The 14,351-nt window shown below is 73.6% G+C and carries 15 protein-coding genes; 11 read left to right on the forward strand and 4 right to left on the reverse strand.

Annotated elements, in window-relative coordinates; all coding sequences use genetic code 11:
* Nucleotides 1-18: 18 nt before the first annotated feature.
* Both hflX and AC0VX0_RS03330 read left to right on the forward strand, forming a co-directional pair.
* Entirely contained in the window at nucleotides 19-1,659 is a 1,641-nt protein-coding gene (gene hflX / locus AC0VX0_RS03325) for a GTPase HflX (protein ID WP_063190301.1), read from the forward strand.
* A complete protein-coding gene (locus AC0VX0_RS03330) occupies nucleotides 1,656-3,755 on the forward strand; it encodes an ATP-dependent DNA helicase (RefSeq protein ID WP_336633741.1) in 2,100 nt (699 codons plus the stop codon). The genes hflX and AC0VX0_RS03330 overlap by 4 nt, the downstream gene beginning before the upstream one ends.
* A 43-nt stretch (nucleotides 3,756-3,798) precedes the next feature.
* Here AC0VX0_RS03330 and lexA read toward each other — a convergent pair whose 3' ends face one another.
* Nucleotides 3,799-4,515 (reverse strand): transcriptional repressor LexA, encoded by a 717-nt coding sequence (lexA, locus tag AC0VX0_RS03335; RefSeq protein WP_020628152.1) that lies wholly within the window; start codon nucleotides 4,513-4,515, stop codon nucleotides 3,799-3,801.
* Nucleotides 4,516-4,806: 291 nt separating this feature from the next.
* Here lexA and AC0VX0_RS03340 point away from each other — a divergent pair, with 291 nt between their 5' ends.
* From AC0VX0_RS03340 to AC0VX0_RS03375, 8 genes are all read left to right on the forward strand, one after another.
* A complete protein-coding gene (locus AC0VX0_RS03340; protein WP_242934519.1) occupies nucleotides 4,807-5,181 on the forward strand; it encodes a LysM peptidoglycan-binding domain-containing protein in 375 nt (124 codons plus the stop codon).
* Nucleotides 5,182-5,224: 43 nt separating this feature from the next.
* Nucleotides 5,225-6,346, forward strand: coding sequence for a histidinol-phosphate transaminase (locus AC0VX0_RS03345; protein ID WP_020628150.1), 1,122 nt, complete (start codon nucleotides 5,225-5,227; stop codon nucleotides 6,344-6,346).
* Between the two features lie 181 nt (nucleotides 6,347-6,527).
* A complete protein-coding gene (gene hisB, locus AC0VX0_RS03350; RefSeq protein ID WP_152743305.1) occupies nucleotides 6,528-7,109 on the forward strand; it encodes an imidazoleglycerol-phosphate dehydratase HisB in 582 nt (193 codons plus the stop codon).
* Entirely contained in the window at nucleotides 7,109-7,768 is a 660-nt protein-coding gene (gene hisH / locus AC0VX0_RS03355) for an imidazole glycerol phosphate synthase subunit HisH (protein ID WP_004167703.1), read from the forward strand. Before hisB ends, hisH begins: the two co-directional genes overlap by 1 nt.
* Nucleotides 7,768-7,926: a hypothetical protein gene (locus AC0VX0_RS03360; protein WP_004167696.1), complete on the forward strand. Its 159-nt coding sequence runs from the start codon at nucleotides 7,768-7,770 to the stop codon at nucleotides 7,924-7,926. Before hisH ends, AC0VX0_RS03360 begins: the two co-directional genes overlap by 1 nt.
* Nucleotides 7,927-7,958: 32 nt before the next feature.
* Nucleotides 7,959-8,744: a bifunctional 1-(5-phosphoribosyl)-5-((5-phosphoribosylamino)methylideneamino)imidazole-4-carboxamide isomerase/phosphoribosylanthranilate isomerase PriA gene (gene priA, locus AC0VX0_RS03365; protein WP_020628149.1), complete on the forward strand. Its 786-nt coding sequence runs from the start codon at nucleotides 7,959-7,961 to the stop codon at nucleotides 8,742-8,744.
* The gene (locus tag AC0VX0_RS03370; protein ID WP_242934208.1) at nucleotides 8,741-9,733 is read left to right on the forward strand and encodes an SseB family protein; all 993 of its coding nucleotides are present in this window, start codon (nucleotides 8,741-8,743) and stop codon (nucleotides 9,731-9,733) included. Before priA ends, AC0VX0_RS03370 begins: the two co-directional genes overlap by 4 nt.
* Nucleotides 9,734-9,855: 122 nt before the next feature.
* Complete coding sequence (locus AC0VX0_RS03375; RefSeq protein WP_223247523.1) at nucleotides 9,856-11,082, forward strand: trypsin-like serine protease; 1,227 nt, start codon at nucleotides 9,856-9,858, stop codon at nucleotides 11,080-11,082.
* A 99-nt stretch (nucleotides 11,083-11,181) separates the two neighbouring features.
* On the opposite strand, the gene AC0VX0_RS03380 is transcribed toward AC0VX0_RS03375, so the two are convergent.
* Genes AC0VX0_RS03380 through AC0VX0_RS03390 form a run of 3 tightly spaced genes read right to left on the reverse strand, consistent with a single transcriptional unit; the run spans nucleotide 11,182 to nucleotide 13,575 of the window.
* Nucleotides 11,182-11,727, reverse strand: a complete 546-nt coding sequence (locus AC0VX0_RS03380) for a MarR family winged helix-turn-helix transcriptional regulator (RefSeq protein ID WP_020628146.1) — start codon at nucleotides 11,725-11,727, stop codon at nucleotides 11,182-11,184.
* Complete coding sequence (locus tag AC0VX0_RS03385) at nucleotides 11,699-12,388, reverse strand: FMN reductase (RefSeq protein ID WP_020628145.1); 690 nt, start codon at nucleotides 12,386-12,388, stop codon at nucleotides 11,699-11,701. The genes AC0VX0_RS03380 and AC0VX0_RS03385 overlap by 29 nt, the downstream gene beginning before the upstream one ends.
* Nucleotides 12,385-13,575 (reverse strand): LLM class flavin-dependent oxidoreductase, encoded by a 1,191-nt coding sequence (locus tag AC0VX0_RS03390; RefSeq protein ID WP_036313995.1) that lies wholly within the window; start codon nucleotides 13,573-13,575, stop codon nucleotides 12,385-12,387. The genes AC0VX0_RS03385 and AC0VX0_RS03390 overlap by 4 nt, the downstream gene beginning before the upstream one ends.
* A gap of 141 nt (nucleotides 13,576-13,716) precedes the next feature.
* On the opposite strand from AC0VX0_RS03390, the gene AC0VX0_RS03395 reads away from it, so the two are divergent.
* Entirely contained in the window at nucleotides 13,717-14,298 is a 582-nt protein-coding gene (locus AC0VX0_RS03395; protein ID WP_336638645.1) for an LURP-one-related/scramblase family protein, read from the forward strand.
* Nucleotides 14,299-14,351: the final 53 nt, after the last annotated feature.

A 14,351-nucleotide genomic window follows, 5' to 3' on the forward strand; every position in this document is an offset into this window, starting at 1 on the left:
GGCGGCCCAGAGGAGACCATGACTGAGAAGAACCAGCACACCCCCGGCCCCCAGGGCGCCCACGGCTCCGAGGACGAGATCCAGGCCGTGATCGACCGCATCCTGGCCGCCGATGACGCTCGCCGCGCCTCCGAGCGCGAGGTGACCGGGCGCGGCTCCGCGGACAGCGCGGCCGCGGACCACGAGGGCGCCCCCGACGACGGGACCCCGGATCGCTCCGGCGCGCTCGCGGGCCGCGCACTCGCCCTGGACGAGGGCGAGGACGGCCACACGGATGCCGACGGCGACCAGGACGAGCTCGCCGCGCGCCACTCCCTCAAGCGCGTGCAGGGCCTGTCCACCGAGCTCGAGGACATGACCGAGGTCGAGTACCGCCAGCTGCGCCTGGAGCGCGTGGTGCTGGCGGGGGTCTGGACCGAGGGGTCCGCGGAGGACGCGGAGAACTCCCTGCGGGAGCTCGCCGCGCTCGCCGAGACCGCGGGCTCGGAGGTGCTCGACGGCGTCATCCAGCGCCGCGCCACCCCGGACCCGGCCACATTCCTCGGCAAGGGCAAGGCGCAGGAGCTCGCCGAGATCGTGGCGCTCTCCGGCGCGGACACCGTGGTGGTGGACTCCGAGCTCGCCCCGTCTCAGCGCCGCGCGCTGGAGGATGTGGTGCGGGTGAAGGTGATCGACCGGACCGCGCTGATCCTGGACATCTTCGCCCAGCACGCGAGTTCGCGTGAGGGCCGCGCCCAGGTCGAGCTCGCGCAGCTCGAGTACCTGCTGCCGCGCCTGCGCGGCTGGGGCGAGTCCATGTCCCGGCAGGCCGGCGGCCGTGCCGCCGCCGGCGAGGGCATCGGCTCCCGTGGCCCCGGCGAGACCAAGATCGAGCTGGACCGCCGCCGCATCCGCACCCGCATGGCGAAGCTGCGTCGGGACATCGCCGGGATGAAGCCGGCCCGCGAGGCCAAGCGCGCCAACCGTCGTCGCAACCGGGTGCCGTCCGTGGCGATCGCCGGGTACACCAACGCCGGGAAGTCCTCCCTGCTCAACCGCCTCACCCACGCCGGGGTGCTCGTGGAGAACGCCCTGTTCGCCACGCTGGACCCCACCGTGCGCAAGGCCATGACGCCGGACGGCATCGGCTACACCCTCTCGGACACGGTCGGCTTCGTGCGGAACCTGCCCACGCAGCTGGTCGAGGCGTTCCGCTCCACCCTCGAGGAGGTCGCGGACGCGGACGTCATCCTGCACGTCGTGGACGGCTCGCACCCGGACCCCGAGGGCCAGATCGCCGCGGTGCGCTCCGTGTTCGCGGAGGTGGACGCGCACCGGATCCCCGAGATCATCGTGCTGAACAAGGCGGACGCCGCGGACCCGGCCGTCATCGCCCGGATCCGGGCCAAGGAGCCCCACGCCGTGGTGGTCTCCGCGCGCACCGGCGAGGGCATCGACGAGCTCGAGCGCGCCATCGCGGCCACCATCCCGCGGCCTGACGTGCGGCTCGAACTGCTGATCCCGTTCACCCGGGGTGAGCTGGTCTCCCGCCTCCACTCGGCGGACGCGGAGATCCTGGCCGAGGGCTACGAGGAGGGCGGCACCCGCCTGTCCGTGCTGGTCCGTGAGGACATCGCGCCGGACTTCGCCGAGTTCGTCGTGGAGGCGGACGCGTCGTGAGCGACCGGGCGAAGGAAGCCGGGGCGGGCGGCGCGCAGCCACGCACGGAGCACGAGCGCGAGGCGCTGCGCCTCCTGGACGCCGCGGTGCAGGCCACCGGCGGCCAGCACCGCGCGGGTCAGCGGGAGATGGTGCTGCAGGTGGCGCGCGCCCTCGAGTCGCGCCGCCACCTGCTCGTGCAGGCCGGCACCGGCACCGGCAAGTCCCTGGCCTACCTGATCCCCGCGATCCAGCACGCGATGACGCAGGAGGACCCCGTCGTCGTCGCCACGGCCACGCTCGCCCTGCAGGCCCAGATCATGAAGCGGGACGCCCCCCGGCTGGTCGAGGCGCTCAAGGACGAGCTGCCTCGCGAGCCCGTCGTCGCCCTGGTCAAGGGCCGCTCCAACTACCTCTGTCGCCACAAGGTGGACGGCGGCTACCCCGGGGATGAGGGCGAGGAGGCCCTCTTCACGGTCGCCGACGACGGCGGGGTGATCGGCTCCGCCACGGACGGCGCCGCCGGGCCCTCCTCCCTGTTGGGCAAGGAGGTCATGTACCTGCGGGCGTGGGCGGACCAGACCGAGACCGGGGACCGCGACGACCTCGAGGTCCCCGTCACCGACCGCGCGTGGCGGCAGGTCTCCGTCACCGCGGTCGACTGCCTCGGCGCGTCCCGCTGCCCCCAGGCCGAGGAGTGCTTCTCCGAGCGTGCCCGCGCGGACGCGGCGGACGCGGACGTCGTGGTCACCAACCACGCGATGCTCGCCATCAGCGCCTTCGAGGGCCTCGCGGTGCTGCCGGCGTACTCGGCCGTCGTCGTGGACGAGGCCCACGAGCTGCAGGACCGGGTGACCGGTGCGGTCACCGGGCAGCTGTCCGGGTCGATCGTGCACGGCGCGGCCACCTCGCTGCGCCGCCACACCACCGTGGCCGTGGAGGACCTGATCGAGGCCGGGGCGGCCCTGGACCGCGCGTTCACGGACACTCCGTCCGGTCTGATCGCCGCGGGCCCGGACGAGGTCCAGGAGCAGGCCCTCACCGGCGTCCTCACGGCCGCGCGCCAGTGCCTGTCCGACCTCGGCCAGGACAAGGACAAGGAGGCCGACGCCGACGGCGGACGGCAGATGGCGCGCTCGCGGATCCTCGAGGTCCTCGAGGTGGTGGAGCGCATGCTCGCGGCCCGGCCCGAGGCCGACTTCCCCGAGGTGCTGTGGGCCACCCGCCCCGGCCACTTCGAGCCCGGCGTGGGCTGGCAGCCGGGGGACGAGACCGACCCGCCCCAGCTCTACGTGGCCCCGCTCTCGGTGGCCGGCAAGCTGCGGGAGGGCCTGTTCGGCAAGGCGACGACGGTGCTCACCTCCGCCACGCTCACCGTGGGCTCGGGGGAGCGCCGGTTCGACTCGGTGGCCGGCGACGTGGGCCTGGCCGGCCCGGACGCCCCGAAGTTCGAGGCCCTCGACGTCGGCAGCCCCTTCGACTACTCGCGTCAGGGGGTGCTCTACGTGGCCCGGCACCTGCCCCGGCCCGGCCGGACGGCCTCGCCCGAGTCCCTGGATGAGCTCGAGGCGCTCCTGAGGGCGTCGCGGGGCGGGGCCCTCGGCCTGTTCTCCTCGCGCCGGGCGGCCGAGGACGCCGCCGCCGAGATGCGCCGTCGGCTCGGGCCGAAGACCACGATCCTGTGCCAGGGGGACGCGACCCTCTCCGCCCTCGTGCGCCAGTTCTCCGAGGAGCCGGACACGTCCCTGTTCGGGACCATGAGCCTGTGGCAGGGCGTGGACGTGCCGGGGAACTCGCTGCGGCTCGTGGTGATCGACCGCATCCCGTTCCCGCGGCCGGACGACCCGCTCTCCCAGGCCCGCACCCGGGACGTCGCCCGGCACGGCGGCAACGGGTTCATGCGGATCTCCGCCACGCATGCGGCCGTGCGCATGGCCCAGGGCGCCGGGCGCCTCGTGCGCTCCGCGACGGACCGCGGCGTGGTGGCCGTGCTGGACCCCCGCCTGGCCACCGAGCGGTACGGCGGCTACATCACGAGCGCCCTGCCGGACTTCTGGCGCACCACGGACCGCGACGTCGTCCGCGGGGTGCTGGCACGGCTCGCCTCGGGCGATTGACCTCGCTCGGCCTCGGGCCGTCGGCCCGGCCGGAGGGAGCGGGTCAGAGCGAACGCAGGACCGTGACGACCCGCCCCATCACGGTGGCGTGATCGCCGAGGATGGGCTCGTAGGCCGTGTTCTGGGGGAGGAGCCAGGTGTGCCCGTCGCGGCGGCGGAAGGTCTTCACGGTGGCCTCGTCGTCGAGGAGGGCCGCGACGATGTCGCCATTCTCCGCCGTGTCCTGCCGGCGCACCACCACCCAGTCGCCGTCGCAGATCGCGGCGTCCACCATCGAGTCGCCCGTGACGCGCAGCATGAACAGCTCGCCCTCGCCCGTGAGGCGTCGCGGGATCGCCATGACGTCCTCGACCTGCTGCTCAGCCAGGACCGGCCCGCCCGCCGCGATGCGGCCGACCCAGGGGACCGGCACGCTGTCCGCCTCGTCTGCGCCGGTGTGCCACGCGGGGATCGCGGAGACCCGCGACGACGGCGCAGCGGTGGGGGAGGCGGCCTCGCCCAGCGGGGTGCCGTCCACGTCGAGCAGCACCTCGAGGGCACGCGGGCGTCCGGGGTCGCGCCGGATGTAGCCGTGCCGCTCGAGACGGCCCAGCTGGTGCGTGACGGAGGAGAGCGAGGCCAGGCCCGCGGCGTCGCCGATCTCGCGCATGGAGGGCGGGTAGCCGTGGTCGGCGATCGCGTCCCGGATGGTCTGCACGATCCGCCGCTGGCGGTCGGTGAGCGGCGCGCGCGCCGCCGGCTGATCGTCGGTGGTGCTCATGGCTGCCGTCCGTTCTCCCGGGGTGATGGTGGCCGGACTCGTGTTCCGGCGTCCGGCTGCCGTCCGGACGCTTACCGTGTCCGCCCCCGCTGGTTGCCTGTGTCTTGGCGGTCCCGGGGCGTTCCGGGGCGTCCGTGCATGGCCTCGAGCCTAGAGGAGAGCCGCCTCTCCTTCAAAGATATGTTCGATCTCGTCGTGGCATGTCTCGAACACCTGTGCTAGAAAGGCATTCGAACGGATTCGAACACATGTTCGATCACCTGGAGGGCATCCGCCCCGGAGGAGGACACCATGACGCTCACCACCGCCCAGTTCGCCGGCTCGCCCGCGACGGCGCGGCCGCGTCCGGCCACCATCCGTCTGACCCGCCGCGGCCGCCTCGTGCTGCGGGGGATCCCCGTGATCGCCGCGGCCGTGGCCGCCACGCTGGCGGCCGCCTTCTTCCTGGGTGTGCTGCTGTCGCCCGCCGCGGTGTCCGCGGACACCGCGGGGCCCGCCACCCAGTCCGTCACGGTCATGCCCGGGGACAGCCTGTGGACCATCGCCACCACGGTGGCTCCGGAGGCGGACGTCTACGAGGTGATCGCCACGATCGAAGAGCTCAACGGGCTCGAGGGCCGGGCCCCCGCGCCGGGCGAGGAGCTGTTCGTCCCGGCCACGCGGTGACGCACGGCGGGCCTCGCCCTCCACGCTTCCTAGACTGGCGGCCATGACCGACCTCAGCTCTCTGCCCCTGCGTGAGAACCTCCGCGGCCTGAGCCCCTACGGCGCCCCCCAGCTGGACGTGCCGTACATGCTCAACACCAACGAGAACACGCATCCGGTGCCGGAGGAGGTCGCCACCGCCATCGCCGAGCGGGTCGCGGCCGTCGCCGGGGGGCTGAACCGCTACCCGGACCGCGAGTTCACGGGGCTGCGACGTGCGCTCGCCGGCTACCTCGGCCACGGCCTCACGGCGGACCACGTGTGGGCCGGCAACGGCTCCAACGAGATCCTGCAGCAGATCCTCCAGGCCTTCGGCGGCCCCGGGCGGACACTGCTGAGCTTCCTGCCCTCGTACTCCATGTACCCGCTGCTGGCCGGCGGCACGGACACCGTGTTCGTGGACGGCGGCCGTGCCGAAGACCACACCCTCAGCGCCGAGCACGCGGCGGCCATGGTGCGGGAGCACCGTCCGCACGTCGTCTTCCTGGCCTCGCCCAACAACCCGACGGGCACCGCCCTGGACCTGGCGACCATCGAGGCCGTGTACGCCGCGCAGGCGCAGAACGAGGCCGCCGGCGGGCCCGGCGCCATGGTCGTCGTGGACGAGGCCTACGCGGAGTTCGCCCTCGCCGGCACCCGCTCCGCCCTCACCCTCCTGCCCGGCCGTGAGCGGCTGATCGTCACGCGCACCATGTCCAAGGCGTTCGCCCTGGCCGGCGCGCGCCTGGGCTACCTGGCCGCGGACCCCGCCGTCGCCGACGCCCTGCGCCTGGTGCGCCTGCCGTACCACCTCTCCGCGGTCACGCAGGCCACGGCGGAGGCCGCCCTCGATCACGTGGACGCGCTGCTGCGCACCGTGGAGGACATCAAGGCCCAGCGCGACCGCATCGTCTCCACCCTGCGCGGCCTGGGACTGAGGCCCTCGGTGTCCGACTCGAACTTCGTCTTCTTCGGTCACCTCGAGGACGCGTCCGACGTGTGGCGCCGCCTGCTCGACCGCGGCGTCCTCGTGCGGGACGTCGGCATCCCGCACCACCTGCGCGTCACCGCCGGCACCGAGGCGGAGACGACGGCGTTCCTCACCGCTCTCGCGGAGGTCCTCGGCGAGACCGGGGACCGGTCCTGAGGCGTCACCGGAGTCTCGGCGTCCGCCCGGCTCCCTAGGATAGGGACAGCGCGCGCGGCGCCCCGGCCCGCCGGCACCGGCCGCGCGCACCCGCATCCCCCCGCACCCGTCCCGGACCGGTGCGGACCCAGCCCGAGGAGGACCCGTGGCAGCCGAGTTGATCTCCGGACGCCGTGCGCGCATGACGCGCACCACGAGCGAGTCGGACGTGTACGTCGAGATGGATCTGGACGGCACCGGCCGCGCTGAGATCTCCACCACCGTGCCGTTCTACGACCACATGCTCACCGCGCTGTCCCGGCACTCCCAGATCGACCTGACGGTCCGTGCCACCGGGGACACGCACATCGACGTGCACCACACGGTCGAGGACGTCGCCATCACCCTGGGCGAGGTGCTCAAGACCGCGCTCGGGGACAAGTCCGGCATCCGCCGCTTCGGCGAGGCGTCCGTGCCGCTGGACGAGGCGCTGGCGCGCGCCGTCGTCGACGTCTCCGGCCGGCCGTACCTCGTGCACGAGGGCGAGCCCGAGGGCCAGCAGTACCACCTCATCGGCGGGCACTTCACCGGGTCCATGACCCGCCATGTGTTCGAGTCGATCACGTACCACGCGGCGATCTGCCTCCACATGGACGTCGTGCGAGGCCGGGATCCGCACCACATCGTCGAGGCGCAGTTCAAGGCCTTCGCCCGCGCCCTGCGCGCCGCCGTCGAGGACGACCCCCGCATGACCGGCGTGCCCTCCACCAAGGGCGCCCTCTGATGGCCCGCCCCACCACCGTCCCCGGCGTGCGGCCGCGCGTCGCCGTCCTGGACTACGGCTCGGGCAACGTGCACTCGGCGCTGCGTGCCGTGGAGCGGGCCGGCGCGGAGGTCGAGCTCACGCGCGATCCGCAGGCCGTGCAGGAGGCCGACGGGCTGCTCGTGCCCGGCGTCGGGGCGTACGCGTCCGTGATGCGGGCACTGACCGAGGTCGGCGGCACCCGCTGGATCGGCCGCCGCGTGGCCGGGGGCCGACCCGTCCTCGGCATCTGCGTGGGCCACCAGATCCTCTTCGACGCCGGCGTCGAGCACGGCGAGCGCACCGCAGGCATGGGGGAGTGGCCGGGTGTCGTCGCCGAGCTGCCCGCCGAGGTCCTGCCCCACATGGGCTGGAACACCGTCCGGCCGCCCGAGGGCAGCGCCCTCTTCGCGGGCATCGAGGACGAGCGGTTCTACTTCGTCCACTCCTACGGCGTGCTCGAATGGGAGTTCGACCAGACGATCTCCGCCATGCGTCCGCCCCAGGTCACCTGGGCGCACCACGGCGCGGACTTCATCGCCGCCGTGGAGAACGGCCCCCTGTCGGCCACGCAGTTCCACCCCGAGAAGTCCGGGGACGCCGGGCTGCAGCTGCTGCGCAACTGGCTGGAGACCCTCTGATGCCCTACTGGTCCGTCCTCTACCTCGCCCTCGGCGGGCTGCTGCTCGGCGCCGCCTGGTCCATGCGCACGCAGAAGGCGCCGCTGTGGGCCATCGTGATCGTCCTCGTGCTGGCCGGCATGGCCATCGCCGCCTCCTTCCTGACCGTCGGCGCCTGACCGCGCCGGCCGCCCCACCCGAGAGGAACCCCATGACCCCGAACGCCCCCGCCCTCGAGCTGCTGCCCGCCGTCGACGTCCAGGACGGCCAGGCCGTCCGCCTCGTCCAGGGCGAGGCCGGCAGCGCCACCTCGTACGGCGACCCGGTCACCGCCGCCCTGGACTGGCAGCGCGCCGGCGCGGAGTGGATCCACCTCGTGGACCTGGACGCGGCCTTCGGTCGCGGTGACAACCGCGAGGTCATGCGCCGTGTGGTGGAGGAGATCGGCGTGAAGATCGAGCTGTCCGGCGGCATCCGCGACGACGCCTCGCTCGAGAACGCCCTCGAGATGGGTGCGGCGCGCGTGAACCTGGGCACCGCCGCCCTCGAGGACCCGGACTGGACCGCGCGCGTCATCGAGCGCTTCGGCGACCGGGTGGCCGTGGGCCTCGACGTGCGCGGCACCACGCTCGCCGCCCGCGGCTGGACCAAGGAGGGCGGCGACCTCTGGGAGGTGCTCGCCCGCCTCGAGGATGCCGGCTGCGCCCGCTACGTGGTCACCGACGTCACGAAGGACGGCACGCTCAAGGGGCCGAACACGGAGCTGCTCGCCCAGGTCTGCGCGAAGACCGCGAAGCCGGTCGTCGCCTCGGGCGGCATCTCCTCCCTCGAGGACGTTGCCGCGCTCGCGGCCATGACCGGCCAGGGCGTCGAGGGCGCGATCATGGGCAAGGCGCTGTACGCCGGCCGCTTCAGCCTGGAGCAGGCGCTGGCCGTCGCCGGCGGCGCCACGGTGGAGCAGGCGCGCTCCGAGCAGCCCGGCCCGGTCGCCCCGTGACGGGCTCGCACGACGACGGCGGCCTGGCCCGCGGCGACGGGCTCGGCCCGATCGACCAGACGGTCGCGGTGCCGCACCCGGCGGCCCGGGAGCTGCCGGGGCACATCCGAGCCGCACTCGACCGCATGCGGGAGAAGACCGCGGGCGAGAACACCGCGGACACCGCGGGCATCCCGTGGCAGGGCCGCGACCTCTCCGGCCCCGGCATGGACGGCTCCGCGAACCCGTTGCACGTGTTCGACGAGGACGACGGCACCAGCCCGGCCGAGTGGACCGCCGTCATGGCGGCCCTGACGGACGGCTCCGCCGGTGAGCGGGAGGTGACGGAGGTGCTCGCGCGCATCCGCGTGTTCGCCGCCGTCGTGCCCACCCTCGCCGTGGACGAGGACGACGTCCACGACCACACCGGTCACGAGCACGACGTCGCGGCGCACGGGGACAAGGCCGCGGACGTGGCCCTCGTGACCATGCGCGCGCCGGACGGCCGGCAGGCGCTGCCGGTGTTCACGAACGTGCCCGCGCTGACGGCATGGAACCCGGTCGCCCGACCCGTGGCCGTGTGGCTGCCGCGTGCCTGCCTGTCCGCCGTGGACGAGGGCTGTGAGCTCGTCGTCATCGACGCCGGCGCCGAGCACACGTACGTGGTGCGACGCCCGGCCGTGTGGTCGCTCGCCCAGCAGAGGGAGTGGACCCCCGCCTATCGGGACCAGGAGATCGCGGACGAGATCGCCCAGGTCGCCGACCTGGTCCCGAACCTGCTCAACCTGGGCCTCGCCCCCGGGTCGGGGGTGGCCACGCACACGGGCTCCGGCGCGGTGATGAACGGAGGCGGGGCCGGGCCCGAGCTGCAGATCGTCGCGATGCCCACCCGGGACGCCGACGCGACCGGGGTGCGCCTGATGACGGCCACGCTCAAGACCCTCCTGGCGGACCTGCCGGTGCTGGCCGAGCGGGCCGACTCGGTGGAGATCACGGTCCGCCGACCCTGATCGGTCGCCCGGCCTGTCCGGTACCGTTGAGGGGGAGGGGAGGGCCCGTGGTGGCCCCACCCCATCCTGGAGGCCGTGCGCCGCGCGCCGGCCCCATGCCTCCCATCCTCCGAGGAGTACCCATGAGAACCAGAACCTTGACCGGCGTCGCCACCGCGGCGCTGGGCGCGGTGGTGGTGGCCGGTGCCGGCCCCGCCCTCGCGCAGACCACGCTCACCCAGGGCTCGGCGATCACCGCGCCGGCCGGGGCGTGCAGTCTGACCATCGTCGACGACGCCACCGCCTACACCGCGGCCCACTGTGGTGCGGGCCAATGGCAGATCGGCTCGACCGTCCGCGACGTCGACGGCACCGCGATCGGCACCGTCTCGGCACTGCCCGGCGATTCGGGCGTGGACGCGGTCCGCGTGGCCCTGGCCGACGACGTCGACGTCGTGGGCGACTGGTCCACGCGGCCGGCCTCGTCCATCGGTGTGGGCGAGACCGTCTACACCCACGGCTCGTCCGTGCCGCTGGGCGCGCCGAACACCGTGTCCCACACGCAGACCTTCGAGGCCGCCACGGTCTGCGACGACGCGTACGCGGATCAGGTTGCCCTCGACACCGCCTCGACCTACGCCGGCGACTCGGGCGGGGCCGTCTATGACGCCCAGCAGCGGGTGGTCGGGGTCATCTCGGGCATCGCCCCGGTGACCTTCGACGCCGAGGGCAACGTGGTGGGCTGCGACGCCCAGGCGATGTCCTCGATCATGGTCCCGGTCGAGTCCCTCGACGCGCTGGACGCCTCCGCGGCGCCCGCCGCCGAGACCGCCGCGGCCGCGGAGACCGCTCCGGCCGCCGAGACCGCCCCGGCGATCGCCGACGTCGCGGGCCCCGTGGCCGACGAGGACCTGCCCACCGGCGGCGAGCCCGCCGTGGACGAGTCCGAGCTGACCGAGTTCACGCCGGCTGAGGAGGAGGCCATCGCGGCCGAGCTCAAGGCCCGCGCCGAGGCCGCCGCGGAGGAGGAGGCCGCCGAGGCGGCCCCCGCTGCTGAGGCCCCGGTCGCCGAGGCCGCTGCGCCGGGCGTGACCGACGTCGTGGCCGCGCCCGCCGAGGGTGTCGCCTACGGCACCCAGGTGGTCGCGCAGACGGATCAGGGCGGCTTCGCCTCCGTCACCGTCACGGCCTACGACGCCGACGGCACGGTCCTCGGCCAGGACGGCCTGGACCTCACCGGCGAGTACCGCGCCTGGCTGCCCGTGCCGGCCGAGGTGCCCGCGGGCGGCTCCGTGGTGGTCACCGTGGTCGACGCCGCCGGCGCCGCCACGGACGCCACCGTGACCCTGGGCGGTCAGCTGGTCGGCTGATCGATTCCGCCCCGAACGACACGACGAGGCCCGGTGATCCCGCACGGATCACCGGGCCTCGTCACGTCCCGGGGCGGCCCCGGCCAGGTGGGGACGCGGTCAGCACAGCCCCTCGAGCCGCCGCCCCAGGCGGGAGAAGATCCGGGTGAGGGACTCCGCCTCGCCCGGCGCCAGGTCGCCGAGGAAGAGCTCGTCCACCTGCCGGGCGTGCTCGATCGCGGCGCGCCGGAAGGCGGACCGGCCCTCGTCGGTGAGGACGGCCTCGAAGCCCCGCCGGTCACAGGCCACCGGGCGGCGGTCGATCAGGCCGCGGGCCACGAGCGTCTTCACCTGGTAGGTGATGCGCGACGGGGAGAAGACCATCCGGGACGCCAGCTCTCCCAGCCGGAGCCGGCCCTCGGGGGACTCGTAGAGGAGCAGCAGCAGGTTGTAGTCGGCCAGCGACATGCCGCAGTCCTGCTTCAGGCGGCGCTCCACCACCTCCGTGAGCATCTGGGTGGCCTCGAAGTAGGCGCGCCAGGCGCGCTTGGGCGGGTCCACCGGGCGGTGCGCCTCCGATGCGGAGCCGAACCAGCCGCCGTCGGGCTCCGCCGGCGCCGCGTCCTGCGCGGCGGGCTCAGGGGCCGGGGTTGAGGAGCTGCTCAAAGGGGGTCACCTCCAGGTCGATGTCCGCGGGCGCGGCGGCGCGTGCCCGCGGGGGGCGGCTCAGGGTGATCTCGGCCAGGTCGCGTCCGGCGGCCCGGATGCGGGACTGCAGCGGGTCGGTCCGCATCGAGGCCTGCACGCCGGCCGCCTCGCCCCAGTCGTCCGAGGCCGCGAAGACCGCGGTCGGCACGATGCGGGCCTTGAGGTAGGCGAACAGCGGCCGCATGGCGGTGTCGATCATGAGCGAGTGGCGGGCGGTGCCGCCGGTGGCGCCGAGGAGCACGGGCACCCCGACGACGGACGTGGGCTCCGCGAGGTCCCAGAAGGACTTGAACAGGCCCGAGTAGGAGGCCTTGTACGTGGGCGAGACCGCGATGACGGCGTCGGCCTGGGCGACCTCGTCCAGGGCGGCGCGCAGGGCCGGGGAGATGGCGAAGGTCACCAGGGCCTGCGCGATGTCCACGGCGAGCTCCCGCAGCGTGATCAGGTGGATCTGCGGGACCACGCCGTGCTCGGAGAGCGCCGCCGAGGCGGACTCCGCCATGCGTTCGGCGAGCATGCGGGTCTGGGACGGGTCCCCGGACCCGCCGGAGACCACGGCGAGGTGCCGGGCCTGCGGCGTGAACGGGGCGGAGGCATCGGGGGCGCCGGGGGTGGTCACTGCGCGGCACCGCCCTTCGCGGCATCGGCGGTGGCGCGCTGCTCGGCGGCCGCCGCGCGGTCGAGCTGGGCCTGCGATCCCTCCTTGCCGCCGGGCACGGGAGCCTCGCCGCGGCGGGCGCGTGCCACGAGGAACTCGTGGGTCGGGGCCGCCGGGACGTCGTCCGGCTTCAGAGCGTCGAACTCCTTGCGCAGCACGGGCAGGACCTCCTCGCCGAAGAGGTCGATCTGCCGCAGGACGGTGTCCGTGGGCAGGCCGGCGTGGTCGATGAGGAACATCTGACGCTGGTAGTCGCCCACCCAGTCGCGGAACGTGAGCGTGCGCTCGATGACCTGCTGCGGCGAGCCGACCGTCAGGGGCGTCATCCTCGAGAAGTCCTCGAGGGACGGGCCGTGGCCGTAGACCGGCGCGTTGTCGAAGTAGGGGCGGAACTCCGCCACGGCGTCCTGCGAGTTCTTCGCCATGTAGGCCTGGCCGCCCAGGGCCACGTACGCCTGATGGGCCTTGCCGTGGCCGTAGTACTCGTAGCGCTGGCGGTACAGGCGCACCATCTGGATGACGTGCTCCTTGTTCCAGAAGATGTTGTTGTGGAAGTAGCCGTCGCCGTAGTAGGCGGCCTGCTCGGCGATCTCGGGGGAGCGGATGGAGCCGTGCCACACGAAGGGGGCGACGCCGTCCAGGGGCTGCGGGGTGAGGGTGAAGTCCTGCAGCGGGGTGCGGTGGTTGCCGCTCCAGTCCACGGTCTCCTCATGCCACAGGCGGTAGAGGAGGTTGTAGTTCTCCACGGCGAGTTGGATGCCCTGGCGGATGTCCTTGCCGAACCACGGGTACACGGGGCCGGTGTTGCCGCGGCCCATCGTCAGGTCCACGCGACCGTCGGCGAGGTGCTGCAGGTACGCGTAGTCCTCGGCCAGACGCACCGGGTCCATGGTGGTGATCAGGGTCGTCGCCGTGGAGAGCTGGAGGGTCTCGGTCTGCGCGGCCAGGTAGGCCAGCAGCGTGGGCGGGTTGCCCGGGGCCACGAAGGGCGGGTTGTGGTGCTGGCCGGTCGCGAACACCTCGAAGCCCGCCTGCTCGGCGTGGCGGGCGATCTTGACGGTGTCCTTGATCCGCTGATGCTCGGTGGGGGCGGTCCCGTTCGTCGGATCGGCGGTGATGTCGCCGATCGTGAAGACGCCGAACTGCATGGTGTGCTCCTCAGTGTGCCCGGGGGCGGGTCTCACGGTGCCGGCCGCGCCGTCGCCGTGTTCTTCAAAAATGAACTATACCGCACAACGAGCCGCCCCGTCCTGAATATTCCGCAGGGCCCGACACGGCAGACTGGTCCCATGAGCCCCGCCTTCGACGCCGGTCGCCTCGCCCACACGGACGTCCTCATCCTGCAGCAGGTGACGAGCTTCCTGTCCAACGACATCCAGGTGACGGACCCGGACGGGCGCACCGTCGTCTCGGTGGTCACTACGGGCGGGGGCCTGGGCCGAATGCTGATGGGGAACCGCAGCTTCGACGTGGTCGACGGTGACGACGGCCGCGTGCTCTTCCGCCTCGCCGACCCGGCCACGTTCGGCCGCGACCGCTTCGCGATCCTGGACGCCGACGGGCTGCCCCTGGCCCACCTCGTCCGCCAGTTCGCGTTCCTGCGGACGTCCGTGAACGTCGAGGTCGTGGACGGCACGTGCTTCGCGGTGACCGGCGACCTGTGGGACCACGACTACGCCATGACCGTGGGCCAGCAGCCGATCGCCCGCGTGACCGCGCGGTTCGGAGGCGTCATGAACGCCCTGGCCGGGCGCTCGCGGTACGAGATGCGCCTGGACCCCGGCATGCCGCCCGTGGTGCGCTGCGCCGTGCTCGGCACGGCCATCGCCCTCGACCTGATCCGGGCCAAGGAACGGCGCAGCAACGGCTGAGTCCGCCGAGCGCGCGGCCGTCTCGACGGCGCCTCCGGGGCGTGCCTTGACCC

Source organism: Micrococcus sp. iso_26 (assembly GCF_056172975.1).